This window comes from Amycolatopsis suaedae, assembly GCF_004214935.1.
Taxonomy (GTDB): Bacteria; Actinomycetota; Actinomycetes; order Mycobacteriales; family Pseudonocardiaceae; genus Amycolatopsis; species Amycolatopsis suaedae.
On record NZ_SFCC01000002.1, the window covers coordinates 423,248 to 444,118 of the forward strand.

Consider the following 20,871-nt stretch of genomic DNA (forward strand, 5'->3'; position numbering starts at 1 on the left):
AACCTCCATGTGAGCTGGGACCTGTTGTGATGTGGAGCACGACCCACGTAGCGTAAGGGCACGCGCTCAGCGCGTAAATGCGGGCGTTGCTTGACCGGAACCTCGGTTTCCGTACGCTGGGTGGTCGGTCGGTTATTTCCGGTATGGGGAAGAAGCGGGAGCAGCGGTGCCTGGGTTGGACGGGATCGGCATGGCCGACGAGCCCGCTCACGAGCCTGCCGGTAACAAGCCGACAGCCCGGCGAATGGTGCTCGGCACCCAGCTGCGCAGGCTCCGCGAGCGGGCCAACGTCACCCGTGCCGAGGCCGGTTACAACATCCGCGGCTCGGAGTCGAAGATCAGCCGCATGGAGCTGGGCCGGGTCGGCTTCAAGGAGCGCGACGTCGTCGACCTGCTGTCCATGTACGGCGTCAACGACCCGGAGGAACGCGAGCGCTTCGTCGAGCTGGTCCGCGAGTCCAACCAGCCCGGCTGGTGGCGGCCGTACAACGACCTCATCCCGAGCTGGTTCGACGACTTCGTCGGCCTGGAAGAGGCCGCCGTCCGTATCCAGACCTACGAGCCGCACTTCGTCCCGGGTCTGCTCCAGACCGAGGACTACGCGCGGGCGATCATCAGCCACGGCAAGCCGGAGACCGCGGGCGACGAGGACGAACGCCGCGTCGCGCTGCGGATGCGCAGGCAGAAGCTGCTGACCGGCCCGGACGCGCCGCGGCTATGGGTGGTCATCGACGAGTCGGTGCTCTACCGGCCGATCGGTGGTCCGCAGGTGCTGCGCGACCAGCTCGAGAAGCTGGTCGAGGTCACCAAGCAGGCCAGGATCACCGTGCAGGTCGTGCCGTACGAGCTGAGCGGCTACGCCGCCGAGGGCGCGTTCACGCTGCTGCGGTTCTTCGAGCCCGAGCTGCCGAACGTCGTGTTCATCGAGCACCTGGCGGGCGGCATGTACCTGGAGAAGCCGGCCGACATCGAGAAGTACAGCCGGGCGCTGGACCGCCTGGCGGTCGACGCCGAGACGCCCGACCGCAGCCGAGCGCGTCTCCAGAAGCGCATCGCCGAGCTGTAAGCCCGCGGGGCGTGAGCGAGGGAGCTTTACTAGCGAAGAAGGGTAGTAAAGCTCCCTTGCTGCCTTACGGGTGTGGCTGGTGGGGCTGCCGTGGCGTGTGATGCCAGTGGGGCACCTGGGATCGCGTGAAGGCCGAGTTCCTGTCGCCAGACGTGATGAAGGTGGCCTTCACGAACCCATCACGCGGGCGCACCTGTCACACCGGCACCAGCCAGCCACCACGAACGAGACAACGCCCCCCGCACCTCGTCGCCAGCAACGGCACCGTACTTGCGCGAGACGCAACCACAGCGCCCTTGCCGACGGCCCCCAGGCCGTCGCTGCCCACGACTTTGCCGGGCAGACGTGGTGAAGGTGGCCTTCACGTGCCTCGACGCCTAGGTGAGCGGGCCCCCGACCTTCGTACTCACCCGCGTTACAGGTTTTCTTGACGTTCACTCAGACGAGCTACAAATGCGGCCCGTAACCGAAAAACGTAGCCCTCGGTAATCGTCGCTGGTGATCACCTTGCGTCCGTTGACTCCATTGGGACGAGAAGGTCAACATGGCGCTTACTCTGGGGAAAGTTCGGAAATTCTTCCCTGCACGTGCATTCTCACGACCGTCTTCGCGTGCTAACGTTGAGCACACGCGAATGCACGTGCAGATGCATCCCCCAGGTTCAAAGTCGGGAAGGGTGGGGATCACCATGGAGCAGATCTCGAACGGTATGTCGGCAGACCTGCTGACTGACGTCCAGTGGCGCAAGAGCCGGTACAGCGGGGCGGTGGGCAACTGTGTCGAAGTAGCCCAGCTTCCGACCGGTGAGATCGCGATGCGTAACTCCAGGTTCCCCTCCGGGCCGGCGCTCGTCTACACGCGTGAGGAGATTGCCGCGTTCCTCGCGGGAGCCAAGGACGGAGAGTTCGACAATGTTCTCCACTGAGGCCGCTCCGGCCCCAGCGCTCAACGAGACGGAAGACGCCCTGCGTCGCCTGATCGACCGTGGCTACCAGTTCGTCCACCCGCGCAACGCGGAGGGCGACATCGTGGCCGTCGTCGGGATCAGGGCCCACAACGGTGTGATCGACATGGTCCGCCTGCACGCGGAGGACGACGTCCTCGCCACGCGGATGCCGGGTGACGAGAAGGACATCATGGCCCCGGTCAACACCCTGTGGCAGGTGCATGGCGCGGTGCGGCAGGTGATCGACGAGTTGCTGGGCCTGCCGGACGTCCAGGAGACCGCCGGCGAGGGCAACGGCTGCTGGGTACCCGGCCGCCCCGGCGTGTCGAAGTGGCTTCCGGCCTCGGCCTGAAAAGCCTGAAGCAGGGGGGCAGGCCCCGCGTGGGAAGTGGTCAGAGCCACCCCGTGCGGGGCCTGTTTCCTGTTCACGGCGTCTACACTAGACACGCCTGATCCCTCTCCCCTGGGAGCTCCCCGGTGCTATCCGACCAGTCGACCACTGGCCACGAACCCGATCCAGAACCCCGTGAGGAATGTGGCGTCTTCGGCGTCTGGGCGCCCGGCGAGGAGGTCGCCAAGCTGGCCTACTACGGGCTGTACGCGTTGCAGCACCGTGGGCAGGAAGCGGCGGGCATCTCGGTCTCCGACGGCAGCCAGATCGTCGTGTTCAAGGACCTCGGCCTGGTCAGCCAGGTGTTCGACGAGCAGGTGCTGTCCTCACTGCAGGGCCACATCGCCGTCGGGCACTGCCGGTATTCCACCACCGGCTCGACCATCTGGGAGAACGCCCAGCCGATCTTCCGCACCACCGCGACCGGCAGCGGCCTGTCGTTCGCGCACAACGGCAACCTGGTCAACACCGCGGAGCTGCGGGAACGCACCACCGCGGCCGGGCTGAAGCCGCACGCCGGGCTGACCGGTTCGTCCAGCGACTCCGACCTGATGTGCGGCCTGCTCGCCGCGGCCGCTGCCGACAAGGGCATCGAGGCCGCCGCCCTGGAGCTGCTGCCGACGCTGCGGGGCGCGTTCTGCCTCACCTTCGCCGACGAGTCGACGCTGTACGCCGCCCGCGACCCGCACGGCGTCCGCCCGCTGGTGCTGGGCAGGCTGGAGCGGGGCTGGGTGGTCGCCAGCGAGACCGCCGCGCTGGACATCGTCGGCGCGTCGTTCGTGCGCGAGGTCGAGCCCGGCGAGCTGCTGGCCATCGACGCCGAGGGGCTGCGGTCCTCGCGGTTCGCCACGCCCGAGCCCAAGGGCTGCATCTTCGAGTACGTCTACCTCGCCCGGCCGGACACGACGATCGCCGGCCGCAGCGTGCACGCCACCCGGGTGGAGATCGGCCGCAGGCTGGCGAAGGAGTTCCCGGCCGACGCCGACCTGGTCATCCCGGTCCCGGAGTCCGGCACGCCCGCCGCCATCGGCTACGCGCAGGAGTCCGGCCTGCCCTACGGCCAGGGCCTGGTCAAGAACGGCTACGTCGGCCGGACGTTCATCCAGCCGTCGCAGACCATCCGCCAGCTCGGCATCCGGCTGAAGCTGAACCCGCTGCGCGACGTCATCCGCGGCAAGCGGCTGGTGGTGGTCGACGACTCGATCGTGCGTGGCAACACCCAGCGGGCGCTGATCCGGATGCTGCGCGAGGCGGGTGCGCTGGAGGTGCACGTCCGGATCGCGTCGCCGCCGGTGCGGTGGCCGTGTTTCTACGGCATCGACTTCGCCTCGCGGGCCGAACTGATCGCCAACGGGGTCGACGCCGACGGCGTCCGCCGCTCGATCGGGGCCGACACCCTCGGCTACGTGTCGCTGGACGGCCTGGTCGCCGCCTCCGAGCAGCCGAAGACCCGCCTGTGCACCGCGTGCTTCAGCGGCGAGTACCCCATCCCGCTGCCGGACGACGCCCTGATCGGCAAGCACCTCCTCGAAGGACTCGACGCCGCCGACGGCCCCGCGCTGCCTGTCAGCCCAGCCGGGTACGGTGCCGAGGACGCCGTCCGGCGTCCCTAGCCTTGAGTTCCAGGATGGAGTCCGCTTCGTGAGCGAGTCCACGGGCGCTACGTATGCCGCAGCCGGTGTCAGCATCGCCGCAGGTGACGAGGCCGTCGAGCTGCTCAAGCCACACGCCGAGAAGGCCACCCGGCCCGAAGTGCTCGGGGGTGTCGGCGGGTTCGCCGGACTGTTCTCGCTGAAGCTCGACCGCTGGACCGAGCCGGTGCTGGCGTCGTCGACCGACGGCGTGGGCACGAAGATCGCCGTGGCCCAGGCGCTGGACAAGCACGACACGGTCGGCATCGACCTGGTCGCGATGATCGTCGACGACCTGGTGGTCACCGGCGCCGAGCCGTTGTTCGTGCAGGACTACATCGCCGTCGGCAAGGTGCAGCCACGCAAGATCGAGGCGCTGGTCAGTGGCATCGCCGAGGGCTGTGTGCAGGCAGGCTGCGCGTTGCTGGGCGGGGAGACCGCCGAGCACCCCGGTCTGATGGGTGAGCACGACTACGACCTGTCCGGCACCGGCGTCGGCGTCGTCGAGGCGTCGGCCGTGCTGGGGCCGGAGCGGGTCCGGCCGGGCGACGTGGTGATCGCCATGGGCTCGTCGGGGCTGCACTCGAACGGGTTCTCCCTGGCCAGGCACGTGCTGCTGGAGATCGCCAAGATGCCGCTGGACGGGCAGGTCGAGGAGTTCGGCCGCACGCTCGGCGAGGAGCTGCTGGAGCCGACCCGCATCTACGCGAAGGACTGCCTCGCGCTGATCGCCGAGGCCGAGGTCCGCACGTTCGCCCACATCACCGGTGGTGGCCTGGAGGCGAACCTGGCCCGGGTCATGCCGCGGGGCCTCGTCGCCCACCTCGACCGGGGCAGCTGGAACCCGGCGCCGGTGTTCGCCATGCTCGCGCAGCGCGGCAGGGTGGAGCGGGCCGAGATGGAGAAGACGTTCAACATGGGCGTCGGCATGGTCGCGGTCGTCTCACCGGAGGACGTCGACCGCACGCTGGCCGTGCTGACCGCGCGGCACGTGCCCGCCTGGGTCCTCGGCGACGTCCGCCCGGCCGAGGACCCGGACGGCCCCCGCACCGTGCTGTCGGGTAACCACCAGCGTTTCTAGTGCGAGTCACCCGCCGGCTGGAGATCCCGGAGCGGGAGCTGACCGAGCGGTTCTCCCGGTCGTCCGGTCCTGGTGGACAGGGCGTCAACACGACGGACTCGCGGGTCGAGCTGTCGTTCGACGTCGCCCGGTCTCCCTCGGTGCCGGACGACCTGCGCTCCCGGCTGCTGGCCCGGCTCGCCGGCAGGCTCGTCGACGGCGTGCTGACCATCGCCGCGAGCGAGCACCGGGCACAGCTGGCGAACCGGGAGGCCGCCCGTGCCCGGATGGCCGCCCTGTTGCGGGAGGCCGCGGCCCCGCCACCACCCAAGCGGCGTCCGACCAAGCCCACCCGGGGTTCGAAGGAACGCAGGCTCGCCGCGAAGAAGCGCCGGGGCGACGTCAAACGCGACCGCCGGCGGCGGGATGACGACTGACGTACAGGTCCGGTGGCAGCCGGGGCAGCGGGATGGGCACGGTGACGGGAGCCGGATCCACTCGCGGCGGCCGCGGCCAGAACGCGCGCGACGCCAGCGCGCCGACCGCGGCGCCGAGCGTGTTCAGCAGCACGTCGTCGGTCGACGTCACGCGGCCGGCGTGCAGCAGGAACTGCACGGATTCCACGGCTACCGAGCAGCAGAACGCCAGCGCGGTCATCCGCGTCGCCGAGCGCAGCAGGCGAATCCGCAGTGGCAGCAACACGCCGAGCGGTACGAGCATCAGCAGGTTGCCGAACACCTGCCAGCTGAATCCGCCGCCTGCCAGGGCGATCTCGATGTCGGTGCCCGGCCGCAGGTGCAGCTTGGTGCTGTGTGAAGTCCGCACCGGCATGAACACCAGCACCAGGATGAGCCCGCTCACCAGGACGATCATGGTGTCGGCGCCGGCCGTCAGCACCGAGCCCCGCCGCCGGGCGAGTAACCACCACGCGGCGGCGGCGAACGGCAGCGCGACCGCGGTTACCGGGATCAGCAAAGAAAAATCTCGCAGCAGTGCACCCACGCGTCCCCCTTCCCGAACGCGATCCCAAGATCACCTTTGCACCGTGTCCGATTCTCGGCACGCCGAACGACCCGCTCGAACAGGTGATCTTGAAGGGTGCTGCGGGTCGAAGCCGGAAGTTCAACTACGCCAGTGATATTGGCGTTCCGGCCGCCCTGTGCTGCCGTATCGCAGGCGGACGTCGGCACGTCCGGTTTCGGCGAAGTGTTCGAGGTAGCGGCGTGCGCTGGGCCGGGAAAGTGCGGTCACCTGGGCACATTCGCTCGCGGATAACCCGTCCGGGTGATCACGCAGGGCCTGCTCGACGAGTTCGGCCGTCGGTTGCGCGAGTCCCTTCGGCAGGGTGCTCGCGGTACGTGGCCGCGCGCCGAACACGTCGTCGACGTCCTCCTGCCCTGCTGACGCCAGCCGGCGCAGTTTTTCCTGCAGGGTGGCGAAATGCAGGAGCTGGTCACGCAGTGCCGCGTAGGAGAACGGCTTGATCAGGTAGTGCAGCACCCCGCCACGCATGGCGCCCCGGACGGTCTCGACGTCCTTCGCCGCGGTGATCACGATGACGTCGGTATCCACAGTGGACGGATCGGAGCGCAGCTCACGCAGGACGGAAAGGCCGTCCTGGTCGGGCAGGTAGATGTCCAGCAGCACCAGGTCCGGCCGTAGATCGCGGACCGCACGCACCGCGTCGGCACCGGTGTGGGCGACCCCGACGACGCTGAACCCGTCGGTCCGCTCGACGTATCCACTGTGGACCTTGGCGACCATGAAGTCGTCGTCCACCACCAGCACACGAATCATCGGGCCACCACCTCCGCCGACAACGGCAGCACGGCGGTGAACACCGCACCCAGCGCGTTGTGCACTTCGACCGAACCGCCCCGCCTGCGGCAGATCTGCCTGGTCAGCGCCAGGCCGAGGCCGCGCTGGCCGCCGTGTTCGGCCGCTTTCGTGGTGAACCCGTGTGCGAACACCTCGGTGGCGATCTCCGGCGCCACGCCCGGCCCGGAGTCCCGCACCACGACGCTGACCTGCGTCGTGTCCTGCTGGATCTCCACCTCGACCCAGTCGCCGGAGGTCGTCGACCCGTGCAGCGCGTCCAGCGCGTTGTCCACCAGGTTGCCCACCACGGTCACCAGGTCGGCGGACAGCCGCTCGTCGACCGGTTCGAGACGGCTGGTGTCGGCCAGCCGCAGGCCGACGCCCTGCTCGGCGGCGAGGCTGGCCTTGGCGATCAGCAGCGCGGCGACGGCGGTGTCGGCGATCCGGTCGGTCACCTGGTCGTGCCATTCGTCCTGGGTGCGGTTGACCAGGTCGACGTAGTTGCGGACCTCGTCGTACTCACCCAGCTCGATCAGGCCGGCGATGGTGTGCAGCCGGTTGGTGAACTCGTGTGCCTGCGCCCGCAGGGTGTCGGTCGCCCGCGAGCTGGCGGCCAGTTCCTCCCGCAACGCGGCCAGCTCGGTGCGGTCACGCAGCGTCGCCACCGCACCGAGCTGGCGGCCGTCCCAGGAGATCGGCAGCCGGTTGATCGCCAGCACCCGGCCGGCCCGGAGCACGATCTGGTCCATGCCGCTGGACCGTCCGGTGAGGACGTCCCGCAGCCGCTCGTTGATCTCCAGCTCGTCCACCTCGACGCCGACGCAGTCCTCCGGCAGTGCCAGCAGCTCTCTGGCCTGGTCGTTGACCAGGGTGACCCGGTGCTGCTGGTCCATCGCCAGCACGCCCTCCTTGATGCCGTGCAGCAGTGCCTCCCGGTGCTCGACCAGGCCGCTGATCTGCCTCGGCTCCATCCCCAGCGTCTGCCGCTTGACCCGCCAGGCCAGCAGCAGTGATCCGGCCAGGCCCAGCACGGTGGCGATGCCCAGCAACGCCAAGGCGTTGCCGGGTGAATCGGCGATTCCCTCGAAGAAGCCCGGCGTGGCCTTGCCTGCCGAGACGATGCCCAGCAGGCGGCCGAACCGGTCGGTCACCGGGACCTGCGCCACCAGGGATCCGTCCAGCTCGCCGACCCAGGCGCGGCCGGTGAGCACCCGCTCGTCACCCAGCCGTAGCTGGGTGCGGATCTCGGTCGGGTTCGGCGAGGTCAGCACCCGGCGGCTGGGGTCGGCGATGACGACGAAGTCGGCGCCGGACAGGCTGCGCGCGCCCTCGGCGAACACCGGCAGCGGGTCCCGGCGGATGGGGTCCTCCAGGCTCACCCGGACGCCGTCGGTCGCCGCGACGTTCTCCGCCACCGACAGCATGCGCCTGCCCTCGGTGTCGGTGAACACCTCGTCGGACTGCACGACGGAGAAACCGGCGACGCAGGCGAGCAGGGCGAACACGATCACCAGCTGCCAGCCCAGCAGCCGGCGCGCGAGCGATCCCTTGACACCCATGCGGGTCACTATCGCACTTTCCCGCGTTTTCGCACGTGACCGTAATGAGCACAAGTACCGATACGCCCGCAAGCGAGACAGCCGGGCGAGGCGGAGGCACCATGTCTGCTCGACCGGGTCTGTATCGCGGGTCACAACGAGGTGAGCAATGAAGAACCCCAAAGCCTGGCTGGCGGTGCTCGGCGCCGCGCTGCTGGTGCTGCTGGTACCGCCGCTGGTGTCCACCGGCAGCGACGAGTCCGGCACGCAGATCCGGAACTTCCGGGTCATGGTGCCCAACGCGCCGGGCGGCGGCTACGACGTGACCGCTCGCAACGCCGTCAAGGCCATCGAGGACGCCGGGCTGAACGGCACCACCGAGGTGTTCAACCTGCCCGGTGCGGGCGGAACGGTCGGGCTCGGCAGGCTGGTCGGTGAGCGTGGCAACGGCAAGCTGGCCATGTCGATGGGCCTTGGCGTCGTCGGCGCGGTCTATACGAACAAGGCGCCGTTCTCGCTGACCGAGACGACGCCGATCGCCAAGCTGACCGAGGAGTCGGACATCGTGGTGGTCGGCAAGGACTCGCCGTACCGCACGATTGGCCAGCTCATCGAGGCGTGGAAGGCCAACCCGGCGGGCGTGCAGGTCGGCGGCGGCTCGCAGCCGGGCGGCCCGGACCACCTGGCGCCGATGCTGATGGCCAAGGCCGTCGGGCTGGCGCCGAAGTCGGTCAACTACATCCCCTACGACGGCGGCGGCGAGCTGATGGGCTCGGTGCTGGGCGGCAAGGTCGGCTTCGGGGTGTCCGGCATCGGTGAGACGCGTGACCAGATCGCCGCCGGTGAGCTGCGTGCGCTCGCGGTGACCGGACCGCAACGGGTGCCGGGCATCGACGCGCCGACGCTGCGTGAGTCCGGTGTGGACGTCGAGTTCACCAACTGGCGCGGAATCGTCGCGCCGCCGTCGCTCGGGCCCAACGACAGGCAGAAGCTGGTCTCGATGTTCAGCAGGCTGCAGGACACTCCGCAGTGGAAGGACGCCTTGCAGCGTAACGGCTGGACACCGGCGTTCCTGGCCGGCGACGACTTCGGCGCGTTCCTGAAGGCGGAGAACGAGCGGGTGGCGACGGTGCTGAAGGAGCTGGGGCTGGCATGACGTCTACTGTGGACAACCCTGTGGAAGAACCGTCCGGCCTGGGGAAAACCCGGTCCTGGCGGGACTACTCCGAGCTGGGGATCTGCCTGCTGCTGCTCGCGGTCGGAGTGCTCGTGCTCACCGACACGCTGACCATGTCGGCCGACTTCACCCAGCGCGGGCCGGTCGGCCCGAAGACCGTGCCGATCATCGTCGGCGCCGGGCTGATCGTGGTGTCCCTGCTGCTGGCCAGGGATGTGCTGCGGGGCGGCAGGGGCGAGGCCGAGGCCGGTGAGGACGTCGACCTGTCCGCGCCGACCGACTGGCGCACGGTGCTGATGCTGTCCGGCGCGTTCCTGGTGAACGCGGCGCTCATCGATACCGTCGGTTTCCCGATCTCCTCCACGATCATGTTCTGGGGTTCGGCCTACGCACTGGGCAGCCGCAACCACGTGCGGGATCCGCTGATCGCCGCCGTGGTGTCGGTGGTGACCTGGCTGGTGTTCAACGAGCTGCTCGGAGTTCCGCTGCCCGGCGGCCCGCTGATGGGAGCGTTCTGATGGATGCGATCAACAACCTCATCGACGGGTTCGGTACGGCGCTGACCCCGCAGCACCTGCTGTTCGCCGCCATTGGCGTCATCCTCGGCACCGCGATCGGCGTGCTGCCCGGTATCGGCCCGGCCATGGCGGTCGCGTTGCTGCTGCCGGTCACCTACGGCCTGGACCCGACGGCGGCGTTCATCATGTTCGCCGGTATCTACTACGGCGGCATGTTCGGCGGGTCGACCACGTCGATCCTGTTGAACACGCCCGGTGAGAGCGCGGCGGTGGTCGCCGCGATCGACGGAAATCCCATGGCCCGCAAGGGAAGGGGATCGCAGGCACTGGCCGCCGCCGCGATCGGGCACTTCGTCGGCGGCATCCTCGGCACGATCGCGCTGGTGCTGCTGGCGCCGACGGTCGCGTCGCTGGCCGTGGGCATCGGCGCGCCGGACTTCTTCGCCCTCATGGTGCTCGCGTTCATCGCGGTCACCTCGGTGCTGGGCCGGTCCCGCATCCGCGGGTTCGCCTCGTTGCTGATCGGGTTGACGATCGGCCTGGTCGGCCTGGACGAGATGACCGGGCAGTCGCGGCTCACGTTCGGCTCGCTGCACCTCGCCGACGGCATCGACATCGTGATCGTCGCGGTCGGCCTGTTCGCCGTCGGCGAGTCGCTGTGGGTGGCCGCGCACCTGCGCGGCCGGCCGGCGGAGGCCATTCCGGTCGGCAGGCCGTGGCTGTCCAAAGCGGACATCCGGCGGACGTGGAAGCCGTGGCTGCGCGGTCCGTTCATCGGCTTCCCGATGGGTGCGATCCCGGCGGGTGGCGCGGAGATCCCGACGTTCCTGTCCTACGTCACCGAGAAGCGGCTGTCCAAGAACCACGACGAGTTCGGCAAGGGCGCCATCGAGGGTGTCGCCGGGCCGGAGTCGACGTCGAGCGCGTCAGCAGCCGGAACGCTGGTGTCGATGCTGACGCTCGGCCTGCCGACGACCGCCGTCGCCGCGGTGATGCTGGCGGCGTTCCAGCAGTACGGCATCCAGCCGGGACCGCTGCTGTTCGAGCGGGAGTCCGAGCTGGTGTGGGCGCTGATCGCCAGCCTGTTCGTCGGTCTGGTGCTGTTGCTGGTGGTCAACCTGCCGCTGGCGCCGGTGTGGGCCAAGCTGCTGCGGATTCCGCGGCCGTACCTGTACGCGGGCATCCTGTTCTTCGCCAGCGTCGGTGCCTACGCCGTCGGTGGCGAGGTGGTGGACCTGCTGCTGTTGTTCGTGATCGGCCTGATCGGGTTCGCCATGCGCCGGTACGGCCTTCCGGTGCTGCCGGCGATCATCGGCGTGATCCTGGGGCCGAGTGCCGAGCAACAGCTGCGCCGCGCGTTGCAGCTGTCCGACGGCGACCCGGCAGGCCTGGTGAACTCGCCGATGGCGATCGTGATCTACGTGATCATCGCGGTGCTGCTGGCGTGGCCGTTGCTGCGCAAGCTGCGTAAGCCACGGGACCGTCAGCCGGTGGGCACCAGGTAGAGCCGGTCGTCGGCGAGCATCGGAGCGGAGATGGGCCACGATGCCAGGGCGTTCGACGGTGGTGTGCCGCCGAGTTGCCGCACCAGCTGGAAGTCGAGGTGGCGCGGCCGGACGCCCTGGTCGAAGAAGGCGAAGTTGACGTTGAGCACCCCGCGGGCGATCCGGGAGGCGCCGGCCTGGCGTTCGGCCAGTGCCTCCCGGAACAACCCGCGATCGGAGAAGACGTCGGTCACCGGGCAGTCGCAGGCGTACGCGAGCGCGCCGATCTCGCCGTGGCTGCCGACCGGCCGTCCGCCGGTCAACTGCCGGACCTGCTCGCCGATGTCCAGGTACTGGGCGCTGCTGGTGTAGTTCGTGGTGATCGGCGCGTACCGCCTCGGCAGTTCCGGAACGGCGTAGCTGACGGCGCTCGCGGCGACCAGACCGACGCAGGCGAGCTGGAACGGTCCGGGAAGGCGCGCCGCGAGTGCACAGCAGAACACGGTGGCCGCGACGATGGTCGGACCGTAGTACCAGTGGTACGGCGGCACGGTCAGCCCGACGTACACCACGAAGTAGGCGATCCCGCCAGCCGCGAGTGCCGCGAACGGCAGCGGGGCGCGGTCGCGCCGGAGTATCCACAATGGACACAACAGGACGGCGAGTGCGACCGGAGCCAGCGAGAGGGCGGTCGCGGCGGGGAACGCCTCCCAGTACATCAGCAGGCCGTTGCCGAACGTCCATTCGTTCCACGCCCGTTTGGCGCCCTGCAATGTCTTGATGACCAGCGTGTCCGGGACCAGGCCGCCCAGCGTCACCCAGCTGAACAGGAACCAGGGCCCGGTGACCAGCGCCGCGCCGAGCACGCTGCGCCCGGCATCGGCCCAGAACCGTTTGCGGGCAACGAAGATCACCGCGACGAACACCAGCAGGTCCAGCCGTACCAGCGCCACCGCCCCCGCGACGCAGCCGAACGCCAATGGCCGGCGTTCGCCAGCTAGTACGAGCAGCCAGGCCAGACCGGTCGCGCCGAGCGCGACCTCCAGGCCGATCGACGAGATCAGCAGCGGATTGACCAGCAACGCGGCGACCGTCAGCCCGGCGAACCAGCCGGGCAGCCCGGTCCGGTCACCGATCCGGCGCAGCGCCAGGTACATGCCGACCTGGCACAGCACGAACAGGATTCCGGCCGCGACGACGGCGTCGCGGACGAGGAACGTCAGCGCGCCGAGGGCGAGGACGTTCAGTGGCGACGTGGCCGTGTTGGACACCGAGTCGGCGACGAGTCCCCAGTGGCCGTGCAGCGCGAGGTTTCGCGCGTACGACAAGGTGATGTAGGTGTCGTCGACGAGGTGACCGCTGGCGAACACGAACACGGCGGCCGACATGACCGCCACGATCGCCGGGCCGGTCGCGACCCGTACCGGCTTGCGGACAGCGAGCTGCATGCGTAACCCCCAGATGGTTCTCATCTGGTAGTTGCCCGCATGGGGCTCGGCTGTTGCGTCAGGCGGTGAGGCGCTGTGCTTTGTCGATGATCCGCTGCAGGTGCAGCCCGCGGCGGACGTCGCAGGTGTGCTCGCGCACGCCGCTGTCGATCATCGCGGCGAAGTCGTCCAGCAGGGCCGTATAGCACTCGTTGGACGTGCCCGGCCGCTTGCCGAGGACGCGGTAACCGTTCTGGCCGTACACCGCGACCTCGAACACGGTCGGGATGATCGGCAGCTTCATCGACAGTGTCGCGGTGCTGGTGACGCCCCCGGCGTGCTGGAACGTCAGGTGCCACAGGTCGTTGTCCGCCCGGTGTGCCGACAGCACGTCGGTGATCTCGCCGAGGGCGGCGTCGAGCAGGTCGAACGCGTGCGGGCCGACGTCGACCAGCGCGCCCGACTCGTGCCGCCAGGCCGAGCCGCCGTAGGCCTCGCCGAGCAGCGCGCCGGACAGCCAGCGGCCGGCGCCGCCGACCCAGCCACCGGTCTCCGCGACGCCGTCCAGCCACTCCTGGGTCTCTGGCGCGTAGCGCAGGGTCAGCATCACCAGCGCGGCGACGCCCGCGTCGCCGATGGCGGCGGCGAGCCGTTCGGCGGTCGCGAGGTCGCCGGCGATGGGCTTCTCCAGGATGAGGTGCTTGCCCGCCTCGGCGGCGGTGATCGCCAGGCCGGCCTGTACCGCGGGCGGTACGGCGAACGCGACGGCGTCCACCTGGTCGAGCAGCTCGTCGAAGCTGCCCGAGACCGAGGCGCCGCGGGCTTCCGCGAGCTCGGTGGCGGCTTCGGTGCGTCGCGCCCACACGGTCGTCAACTTCGTGGCGGGATGCTCGAACAGCCCCGGGGCGTGCACGATGCGTGCCCACGGTCCGGCGCCGACCAGTCCCACTCGCAACTGCGCATCCACGCCCGTCACCCTAGTGACCCTGGTCGCAGTGGGCTCACTTGCGCCAAACGCTCTCTACCGGCAGTGCTGCCGCCTGGGTTAACGTCGGTTGGCTCTACAACCGAACACTCACCTCACCCGCGGGGGAAGCCGGTGCGAATCCGGCGCTGACCCGCAACCGTGACCAGCTCGCCTGGAAGTCGGAATGCCCGCCGTGAGGTCGTCGACCCCCCACTGTCGAGGTATGCGGACCGGGGTCACCCGGCCGCGGCCGGGGCCGGTCCGTGTGCCCCGGAAAGGCACCGGAGATGTCCAGACTGACCGGCCTGCTGGCCGCCGCGGGTCTGTTGTTGCTGGTAGGCGCGGTTCCCGCGGCTGCCGACACCCCCAACCGTCACCAGGCCGCCGGCGTCGCGGCCGGCAAATGGCTGGTCACCAAGCTCGTCGACGACCGCTACCCGGGCTTTGCCGGGCCGGACTGGGGACTCACGATTGATGCCCTCATGGCCTTGAAGGCGACGAGGGCCGACGACGCCGCTGCCGCCGCCATCGCTGACGCCATCCACGCCGACGGCGCCGGCTACTACACCTACAAGTCTGGGGATCTGCAGGCGTGGACCGCCGGCGCCACCGCGAAGACACTCGTCGCGGCGGTGACGGCCGGACGCGACCACACCACGTTCACCGGTCGTGACATGCGCCAGGCGACCCTCGACCTGGTCGCGAAGGACGGTCCGTATGTCGGTCAGGTCCAGAGCAAGAACAAGAACGGCAAGCCCGGCCCGACCACCGACGCGAACACCTTCGACCAGGCACTTGCCGTCATCGGCCTGGCGCGTACCGGCGGAGTACCGAAGCCGGTGGTCGACTACCTGGTCAAGCAGCAGTGCCCGGCAGGTGGCTTCCGGCTCGGCGGCTTCGACGAGGGTAAGGAGTCCTGCATCAGCGACACGGCCATCGACAACGACGCCACCGCAATGGCGGTGCTCGCGCTGCAAGAGGCAGGCGCGACCGAAGCCGCCGAGAAGGGCGTGCGGAACCTGCTGGATCAGCAAGCGGCCGACGGCTCGCTCAAGGGCAAGGCGCCCGAGGTCCCGAACACCAACTCGACCGGGCTGGCCGGTCTCGCCCTCACACTGGCGGGCAAGACTGCCGAGGGTGACCGGGCCGCGGACTGGGTTCTCGGCAACCAGCTGGTCGCCGCCAATGCCGGGCCTCTGAGCGGTGAGCTGGGCGCCATCGGCTGGAACCAGGAAGGCATCGAGAACGGCAAGGCCGGTGCCGAGAACGGAAAGCTGACCATTGGCGTGGACCAGTTCATCCGGGCCGGTTCTCAGGCCGTGCTCGCCCTGGCGAAGGTTCCGCTGGGCAAGGAAGGCTCGCTCCCGCCGTCCGGGGAGCCGGAAACGACGCCGCCCACCACCACGACGACCGTCACCTCAACCGTGCCTCCGGTGGCGGCCGCGGGCGCGGGCGGCCAGGGCAGCGCGCCGAACGGCCCGCTCGCCAACACCGGCGTCCCGACCCTGCCGGCCGTGCTCGTCGGCACCGGCCTGATCGGCGCCGGGATCGCCCTGACCTACCTGGCCCGCCGGAGGGAAACGTCATGAGAGCCGCCCGACTGCTCGCCGCCACCGCACTGGTGCTGGCGAGCACGGCCGGGACAGCGTCGGCCGTCGACCACAGCAAGGGCTCACCCGGATACTGCCCCGACGCCAACGGCGTGACCGTGGTGATCGACTTCCAGGACCTCGGCGGGGACGTGCTGATCCGCTGCGCACCTGGCCCGCAGGGCAGCGGGCTGGCCGCGCTGCAGAACTCCGGTATCCAGGTCGCCGGTGTCGACCGCTGGGGCCTGGCGTTCATCTGCCGCATCGAGGGCAAGCCGGGACCGGACACCGAGGCGTGCATCGACACGCCCCCGCCGAGCGCCTACTGGTCCTACTGGCACGCCCCCAACGGCGGCAACTGGACCTACAGCTCGCTCGGCGTGATGAACCGCAAGCCGCCGACCGGCAGCTTCGAGGGCTGGTCGTTCTCCAGGAACCGCGCTGCCGGCTCCAACCCGACGCCGCGGGTGGCACCGGTACGGCCGGGCCAGCCGGTCGGACCCGCGCCCTCGCCGGGCGAGCAGAACGGCGCCATCCCCGGCCGCGACGGGGTTCCGAAGGCGGCGCCGCCACCCGCGGCCCCGAAGACCACGGCGCCGAGCACCCCGGCGTCGACGACCACCACACCACCGGCGTCGTCGACGACCAGCACGCCACCGCCACCGCCCCCGCCCGCCGAGCCGCTGGTCGGCGGGGTCGCCCCGGGCGGTGTCGCGTGGACCGGCGGGCAGGACGCGCAGCCGGTCGGCGAGTCCGGCTTCCCGTGGGGTGCGGTGCTCGGCGGGGCGGCGGTGCTGGTCATCGGCGGCGCGGCAGGGTTCACGGCGTGGCGTCGCAGGCGTGCTGGCTAGGACACTGCACCCGGCGGCCTGGTGGGTGTGGGCGCTCGGCCTGGCCGTCGCGGCCAGCCGCACCACCAACCCGTTCCTGCTGGGCCTGATCATCGCCGTCGCGGCCTACGTCGTGACCAGCCGTCGCGGCGACGCGCCGTGGGCGCTGGCGTTCCGGCTGTACGTCTGGCTCGGCGTGTTCATCGTGGTCATGCGGGTGCTGTTCCGGATCCTCGTCGGCGGCCTCGACGGCGGGCACGTCCTGTTCGAGCTGCCGGAGATCCCGCTGCCCGACATCGCGGCCGGCATCACCCTGCTCGGCCCGACGAGCGCGGAGGAACTGCTCGGCGGGTTCTACGACGGGCTGCGGCTGGCGACCATGGTGATCTGCATCGGCGCGGCTAACGCACTGGCCAACCCGAAGCGGATGCTGAAGGCCGTCCCCGGCGCGCTGTACGAGGTCGGCACCGCGGTGACCGTCGCGTTGTCCGTCGCGCCGCAGCTGGTGGAGAGCGTGCAGCGGGTGCGAAAGGCCCGCCGGCTGCGGGCAGGGAGGAGAAAGGGCATGCGTGCGCTGCGCGGCATCGTCATCCCCGTGCTGTCCGACGCCATGGACCGTTCGCTGTTGCTGGCCGCCGCCATGGACTCCCGCGGCTACGGCAGGCGCAACTACCTGCCGCTACGGCTGCGGGTGCTGATCGGGGTGTGTGTGCTGGCCGGGCTGGTCGGCGTGTGTGTCGGGGTGTACGGCGTGCTGGACGGCACGTCGACGGTGCTGGGGGTGCCGATGCTGCTGGCCGGAATGGCCGTCGCCGGGATCGGGTTCGTGCTGGGCGGACGTCGCGTGCGGCGCAGTGTGTACCGGCCCGACCCGTGGCGCTGGCCGGAGACGGCGGTGGTCTGCTCGGGCGCCGGCGCGGCGGCCCTGCTGATGCTGACCAGCGGCATCGACCCGGGCAACCTCTATCCGTCGCTCAGCCCGCTGGGCTGGCCGGAGCTGTCGCCGGTACACGGCGCGTCGCTGCTGGTGGGGCTCCTCCCGGCGTGGCTGGCGCCACGTCCGCTACCGGTTACGGAGGCCGTCGCGTGATCGAGTTCGACCGGGTCACCATCAGCTACTACGGTGCCACCAGACCGGTTCTGTCCACTGTGGACCTGATGGTGGACGAGGGTGAGCTGTGCCTGGTGGCAGGCCGTACCGGTGTCGGCAAGTCGACATTTCTCGGCGCCATCAACGGCCTGGTGCCGCACTTCACCGGCGGGCACCTCCGGGGCAGCGTCCGGGTGGCCGGGCAGTCGACCGCGGACCAGCCGCCGAGGGAGTTCGCCGAGCTGGTCGGCGTCGTCGGGCAGGATCCGCTGGCCGGGTTCGTCACCGACACCGTCGAGGAGGAACTCGCCTACGGCATGGAGCAGCTGGCCGTGCCGCCGGACGTCATGCGCAAGCGGGTCGAGGAGACGCTCGACCTGCTCGGCATCGCCGAGCTGCGACGCCGTCCGTTGCGCACCCTGTCCGGCGGGCAGCAGCAGCGGGTGGCGATCGGGTCGGTGCTCACCGCGCATCCGCGGGTGCTGGTGCTGGACGAGCCGACGTCGGCACTCGACCCGACGGCCGCCGAGGACGTCCTGGCCGCCATCACCCGGCTCGTGCACGACCTGGGCACCACGGTCGTCGTCGCCGAACACCGCATGGAACGGGTCGCGCAGTACGCCGACCGGCTGCTGTACCTGCCCGGCGACGGCAGCGTCCGGTCCGGGCCGCCCGCCGAGGTGCTGGCCACGGCCGACGTCGCACCGCCGCTGGTCGAGCTGGGCAGGCTGGCCGGCTGGTCACCGCTGCCGCTGTCGGTACGCGACGCCCGCAGGCTGGCGGCGCCGCTGCGGGACCGGCTCGCCGACCGCGTGCCCGCCGCCCCGGCCGCGGGGGAACGGCGGACCGCTCTGGAGGGCAAGGGCGTCGTCGTCCGGTACGGCGAGCTGGTCGCGGTTCGCGGCGTGGACCTCACGCTGGGCCGTGGCGAGGTCGTCGCGTTGATGGGCCGCAACGGGTCGGGCAAGTCGTCGCTGCTGTGGGCGTTGCAGGGCAGCGGGCGCCGGGACGGCGGCAGCGTCGACGTCGGCGGCGAGGATCCGGGCAAACTGCCGGAGCGGGCACGCGCGCTGGTCGGCCTGGTCCCGCAGACCCCCGGTGACCTGCTGTACCTGGAGACGGTCGCCGCCGAGTGCGGGCAGGCCGACGTCGAGTCCGGCGCCGAGCCCGGCACCTGCCGCAAGCTGCTGGACCGGCTGGCGCCGGGAATCGCGGACGACGGCCACCCGCGCGACCTGTCCGAGGGACAGCGGCTCGCGCTGGTGCTGGCCGTCCAGCTCACCGCGGCACCGCCGGTGCTGCTGCTCGACGAGCCCACCCGGGGCCTGGACTATCACGCCAAACGGCACCTGACGACGATCCTGGCCGAGCTGGCCGCAGAGGGGCACGCCGTCGTGCTGGCGACGCACGACGTCGAGTTCGTCGCCCGCACCGTCGGACGCGTGGTCGTCATGGCCGAGGGCGAAGTGGTCGCGGACGGGCCGACCGCGCAGGTCGTCGTGTCCTCACCGGCGTTCGCGCCGCAGGTGGCGAAGGTCCTGGCGCCGCAGGAGTGGCTCACCGTCGACCAGGTTGCCGAGGCACTGAATGACTGACTTCCTGGAGCGGCCCTCGGTCGTCCGCATCACGCCCCGCACGGCCGCGGTGCTGGCGGTCGCCGTGGTGCTCGGGCTGGCCATGTTCACCTGGCCGCTGTTCGCCGCGCCCGCGCCGGACCCGCAGGCCCACTCGGTGGACGCGCCGTTCATCTTCCTGGCGACGCTGCCGGTGCTGATCGTCATCGTGCTGGCCGAGATCTCCAGCGGCGGCATCGACTCGAAGGCGCTGGCCATGCTCGGCGTGCTCGCCGCGGTCAACGCCGGGCTGCGCCCGCTGGGCGCGGGCACCGGCGGGATCGAGACCGTCTTCTTCCTGCTGATCCTCGCCGGGCGGGTGTTCGGACCGGGCTTCGGTTTCGTGCTCGGCTCGACGTCGCTGTTCGCGTCCGCGCTGCTCACCGCGGGTGTCGGACCGTGGCTGCCGTTCCAGATGCTGTCGTCGTCGATGCTCGGCCTCGGCGCGGGCCTGCTGCCGCGCCGGGTGCGCGGCAGGGCCGAGATCGCCATGCTGGCGGCGTACGGCGTGGTCTGCGCCTACGTGTTCGGGCTGCTGATGAACATGTGGTTCTGGCCGTTCCTCGCCGGGACGTCGATGGACCCGAACCTGGCCGGCCTGGCGTTCGTGCCCGGCGCACCGGTGCTGGAGAACCTGCACAGGTTCCTGGTCTTCTCGGTGCTGACCTCGACGTTCGGCTGGGACACCGGGCGCGCGGTCACCAACGCCGTGGCGATCGTGCTGATCGGCCCGGCCATCCTGGCGGTGCTGCGCAGGGCGTCCCGGAAGGCCGCCTTCACGGCCCCGGTGACCTTTCAGTAGCTGTAGAAGCCCCTGCCGGACTTCTTGCCGAGCAGGCCGGCGTCGACCATGCGCAGCAGCAGCGGCGGCGAGGAGTACAGCGGCTCCTTGAACTCGGTGTACATCGAGTCCGCGATGGCCTTGACGGTGTCCAGCCCGATCAGGTCGGACAGCTTCAGCGGCCCCATCGGGTGCGCGGTGCCCAGCTCCATGCCGCGGTCGATGTCCTCCGCGGAGGCGAAGCCGGACTCGAACATCCGGATGGCCGAGAGCAGGTAGGGCACCAGCAGCGAGTTGACGATGAACCCGGCGCGGTCCTGCGAGCGGACGACCGTCTTGCCCAGCGCGTTGGTGGCGTGCTCGTCGGCGCGCCGGATGGTGTCCTCACCGGTCAGCAGCGACGGCACCAGCTCGACCAGCGGCAGCACCGGGACGGGGTTGAAGAAGTGGATCCCGACGACCTGCTGGGGCCGGTCGGTGGCCATGCCCAGCTTCATGATCGGGATGGACGACGTGTTCGACGCGAAGATGGCGTCCTCACGTTCGACGACCTTGTCCAGCTCGCGGAAGACGTCGACCTTGGCCTGCTCCTGCTCCAGGATGGCCTCGATGACCAGGTCACGATCGGCGAAGGCGCCCAGGTCGGTGGTGAACGTCAGCCGGCCCATGGCCGCCTCGGCGTCCTCGGCGGTCAGCTTGCCGCTGCGGGTACCGCGGTCCAGGGACTTCTGAATGCGGGCCTTGCCCGCGTCCAGCGCCGGCTGGTTGACCTCGGTCACCACGACGTCCAGCCCGGCCCTGGCGTGGACCTCGGCGATGCCGGAGCCCATCAGACCCGCGCCGACCACGCCGACCCGCTGCACCTGCTGCGTCACCGATCCTCCTTCACGACCGCCGCGCAGCACGCGCGACACGAGGGTGGGTGACGGGATCGCTCCCGGTCGC

General features: G+C 70.4%; 20 protein-coding genes and 1 riboswitch. Of the genes, 14 read left to right on the forward strand and 6 right to left on the reverse strand.

The features are described from left to right. The first annotated feature begins 190 nt into the window (after nucleotides 1–190). From EWH70_RS05245 to arfB, 6 genes are all read left to right on the forward strand, one after another. Complete coding sequence (locus EWH70_RS05245) at nucleotides 191–1,066, forward strand: helix-turn-helix domain-containing protein (RefSeq protein WP_130474259.1); 876 nt, start codon at nucleotides 191–193, stop codon at nucleotides 1,064–1,066. A 688-nt stretch (nucleotides 1,067–1,754) separates the two neighbouring features. Continuing rightward, nucleotides 1,755–1,991: a DUF397 domain-containing protein gene (locus EWH70_RS05250; RefSeq protein ID WP_130474073.1), complete on the forward strand. Its 237-nt coding sequence runs from the start codon at nucleotides 1,755–1,757 to the stop codon at nucleotides 1,989–1,991. Continuing rightward, a complete protein-coding gene (locus tag EWH70_RS05255; protein WP_130474074.1) occupies nucleotides 1,978–2,364 on the forward strand; it encodes a hypothetical protein in 387 nt (128 codons plus the stop codon). The genes EWH70_RS05250 and EWH70_RS05255 overlap by 14 nt, the downstream gene beginning before the upstream one ends. A 125-nt stretch (nucleotides 2,365–2,489) precedes the next feature. Next, nucleotides 2,490–4,016, forward strand: a complete 1,527-nt coding sequence (gene purF / locus EWH70_RS05260) for an amidophosphoribosyltransferase (RefSeq protein ID WP_130474075.1) — start codon at nucleotides 2,490–2,492, stop codon at nucleotides 4,014–4,016. A gap of 28 nt (nucleotides 4,017–4,044) precedes the next feature. Continuing rightward, on the forward strand, nucleotides 4,045–5,115 hold the full coding sequence (purM, locus tag EWH70_RS05265; RefSeq protein ID WP_130474076.1) for a phosphoribosylformylglycinamidine cyclo-ligase: 1,071 nt from the start codon (nucleotides 4,045–4,047) through the stop codon (nucleotides 5,113–5,115). Next, on the forward strand, nucleotides 5,115–5,531 hold the full coding sequence (gene arfB, locus EWH70_RS05270; RefSeq protein ID WP_130474077.1) for an alternative ribosome rescue aminoacyl-tRNA hydrolase ArfB: 417 nt from the start codon (nucleotides 5,115–5,117) through the stop codon (nucleotides 5,529–5,531). The genes purM and arfB overlap by 1 nt, the downstream gene beginning before the upstream one ends. Here arfB and EWH70_RS05275 read toward each other — a convergent pair. The 3 genes from EWH70_RS05275 to EWH70_RS05285 form a co-directional block, all read right to left on the reverse strand. Beyond that, nucleotides 5,497–6,096: a VanZ family protein gene (locus EWH70_RS05275; RefSeq protein ID WP_130474078.1), complete on the reverse strand. Its 600-nt coding sequence runs from the start codon at nucleotides 6,094–6,096 to the stop codon at nucleotides 5,497–5,499. The genes arfB and EWH70_RS05275 overlap by 35 nt on opposite strands. 120 nt (nucleotides 6,097–6,216) lie before the next feature. Beyond that, on the reverse strand, nucleotides 6,217–6,891 hold the full coding sequence (locus EWH70_RS05280; protein ID WP_130474079.1) for a response regulator: 675 nt from the start codon (nucleotides 6,889–6,891) through the stop codon (nucleotides 6,217–6,219). Continuing rightward, nucleotides 6,888–8,471: a sensor histidine kinase gene (locus tag EWH70_RS05285; protein WP_130474080.1), complete on the reverse strand. Its 1,584-nt coding sequence runs from the start codon at nucleotides 8,469–8,471 to the stop codon at nucleotides 6,888–6,890. The genes EWH70_RS05280 and EWH70_RS05285 overlap by 4 nt, the downstream gene beginning before the upstream one ends. A 148-nt stretch (nucleotides 8,472–8,619) precedes the next feature. Here EWH70_RS05285 and EWH70_RS05290 point away from each other — a divergent pair, with 148 nt between their 5' ends. The 3 genes from EWH70_RS05290 to EWH70_RS05300 are packed head-to-tail and all read left to right on the forward strand — an operon-like array spanning nucleotide 8,620 to nucleotide 11,650. Next, complete coding sequence (locus EWH70_RS05290) at nucleotides 8,620–9,606, forward strand: Bug family tripartite tricarboxylate transporter substrate binding protein (protein WP_130474081.1); 987 nt, start codon at nucleotides 8,620–8,622, stop codon at nucleotides 9,604–9,606. Next, entirely contained in the window at nucleotides 9,603–10,145 is a 543-nt protein-coding gene (locus EWH70_RS05295) for a tripartite tricarboxylate transporter TctB family protein (protein ID WP_130474082.1), read from the forward strand. The genes EWH70_RS05290 and EWH70_RS05295 overlap by 4 nt, the downstream gene beginning before the upstream one ends. Then, the gene (locus EWH70_RS05300) at nucleotides 10,145–11,650 is read left to right on the forward strand and encodes a tripartite tricarboxylate transporter permease (RefSeq protein ID WP_130474083.1); all 1,506 of its coding nucleotides are present in this window, start codon (nucleotides 10,145–10,147) and stop codon (nucleotides 11,648–11,650) included. The genes EWH70_RS05295 and EWH70_RS05300 overlap by 1 nt, the downstream gene beginning before the upstream one ends. Here the strand turns inward: EWH70_RS05300 and EWH70_RS05305 are convergent. Both EWH70_RS05305 and EWH70_RS05310 read right to left on the reverse strand, forming a co-directional pair. Beyond that, complete coding sequence (locus EWH70_RS05305) at nucleotides 11,629–13,101, reverse strand: hypothetical protein (protein ID WP_240686807.1); 1,473 nt, start codon at nucleotides 13,099–13,101, stop codon at nucleotides 11,629–11,631. The two genes, EWH70_RS05300 and EWH70_RS05305, sit on opposite strands and share 22 nt — an antisense overlap. A 34-nt stretch (nucleotides 13,102–13,135) precedes the next feature. Continuing rightward, nucleotides 13,136–14,023, reverse strand: a complete 888-nt coding sequence (locus tag EWH70_RS05310; RefSeq protein WP_130474084.1) for a Gfo/Idh/MocA family protein — start codon at nucleotides 14,021–14,023, stop codon at nucleotides 13,136–13,138. Nucleotides 14,024–14,087: 64 nt separating this feature from the next. After that, nucleotides 14,088–14,233: riboswitch (cobalamin riboswitch) on the forward strand. Nucleotides 14,234–14,352: 119 nt separating this feature from the next. On the opposite strand from EWH70_RS05310, the gene EWH70_RS05315 reads away from it, so the two are divergent. From EWH70_RS05315 to EWH70_RS05335, 5 genes are read left to right on the forward strand one after another with little or no spacing between them, the layout of a single operon-like run. Further along, a complete protein-coding gene (locus tag EWH70_RS05315) occupies nucleotides 14,353–15,612 on the forward strand; it encodes a prenyltransferase/squalene oxidase repeat-containing protein (RefSeq protein ID WP_130474085.1) in 1,260 nt (419 codons plus the stop codon). Continuing rightward, nucleotides 15,609–16,463, forward strand: coding sequence for a hypothetical protein (locus tag EWH70_RS05320; RefSeq protein ID WP_130474086.1), 855 nt, complete (start codon nucleotides 15,609–15,611; stop codon nucleotides 16,461–16,463). The genes EWH70_RS05315 and EWH70_RS05320 overlap by 4 nt, the downstream gene beginning before the upstream one ends. After that, complete coding sequence (locus EWH70_RS05325) at nucleotides 16,453–17,532, forward strand: energy-coupling factor transporter transmembrane component T family protein (protein ID WP_130474087.1); 1,080 nt, start codon at nucleotides 16,453–16,455, stop codon at nucleotides 17,530–17,532. Before EWH70_RS05320 ends, EWH70_RS05325 begins: the two co-directional genes overlap by 11 nt. After that, a complete protein-coding gene (locus tag EWH70_RS05330) occupies nucleotides 17,529–19,127 on the forward strand; it encodes an ABC transporter ATP-binding protein (RefSeq protein WP_130474088.1) in 1,599 nt (532 codons plus the stop codon). Before EWH70_RS05325 ends, EWH70_RS05330 begins: the two co-directional genes overlap by 4 nt. Then, nucleotides 19,120–19,947: an ECF transporter S component gene (locus tag EWH70_RS05335; protein WP_130474089.1), complete on the forward strand. Its 828-nt coding sequence runs from the start codon at nucleotides 19,120–19,122 to the stop codon at nucleotides 19,945–19,947. The genes EWH70_RS05330 and EWH70_RS05335 overlap by 8 nt, the downstream gene beginning before the upstream one ends. On the opposite strand, the gene EWH70_RS05340 is transcribed toward EWH70_RS05335, so the two are convergent. Continuing rightward, on the reverse strand, nucleotides 19,941–20,801 hold the full coding sequence (locus EWH70_RS05340) for a 3-hydroxybutyryl-CoA dehydrogenase (RefSeq protein ID WP_130474090.1): 861 nt from the start codon (nucleotides 20,799–20,801) through the stop codon (nucleotides 19,941–19,943). The two genes, EWH70_RS05335 and EWH70_RS05340, sit on opposite strands and share 7 nt — an antisense overlap. Nucleotides 20,802–20,871: the final 70 nt, after the last annotated feature.

Bases quoted from the DNA above. Each gene is read 5' to 3' on its own strand.
- EWH70_RS05290 (WP_130474081.1), top strand. From the start codon at position 8,620: ATGAAGAACCCCAAAGCCTGGCTGGCGGTGCTCGGCGCCGCGCTGCTG.
- EWH70_RS05255 (WP_130474074.1), top strand. From the start codon at position 1,978: ATGTTCTCCACTGAGGCCGCTCCGGCCCCAGCGCTCAACGAGACGGAA.
- EWH70_RS05245 (WP_130474259.1), top strand. From the start codon at position 191: ATGGCCGACGAGCCCGCTCACGAGCCTGCCGGTAACAAGCCGACAGCC.
- EWH70_RS05305 (WP_240686807.1), bottom strand. From the start codon at position 13,101: ATGAGAACCATCTGGGGGTTACGCATGCAGCTCGCTGTCCGCAAGCCG.
- EWH70_RS05280 (WP_130474079.1), bottom strand. From the start codon at position 6,891: ATGATTCGTGTGCTGGTGGTGGACGACGACTTCATGGTCGCCAAGGTC.
- EWH70_RS05320 (WP_130474086.1), top strand. From the start codon at position 15,609: ATGAGAGCCGCCCGACTGCTCGCCGCCACCGCACTGGTGCTGGCGAGC.
- EWH70_RS05285 (WP_130474080.1), bottom strand. From the start codon at position 8,471: ATGGGTGTCAAGGGATCGCTCGCGCGCCGGCTGCTGGGCTGGCAGCTG.
- EWH70_RS05250 (WP_130474073.1), top strand. From the start codon at position 1,755: ATGGAGCAGATCTCGAACGGTATGTCGGCAGACCTGCTGACTGACGTC.
- EWH70_RS05300 (WP_130474083.1), top strand. From the start codon at position 10,145: ATGGATGCGATCAACAACCTCATCGACGGGTTCGGTACGGCGCTGACC.
- EWH70_RS05335 (WP_130474089.1), top strand. From the start codon at position 19,120: ATGACTGACTTCCTGGAGCGGCCCTCGGTCGTCCGCATCACGCCCCGC.
- EWH70_RS05295 (WP_130474082.1), top strand. From the start codon at position 9,603: ATGACGTCTACTGTGGACAACCCTGTGGAAGAACCGTCCGGCCTGGGG.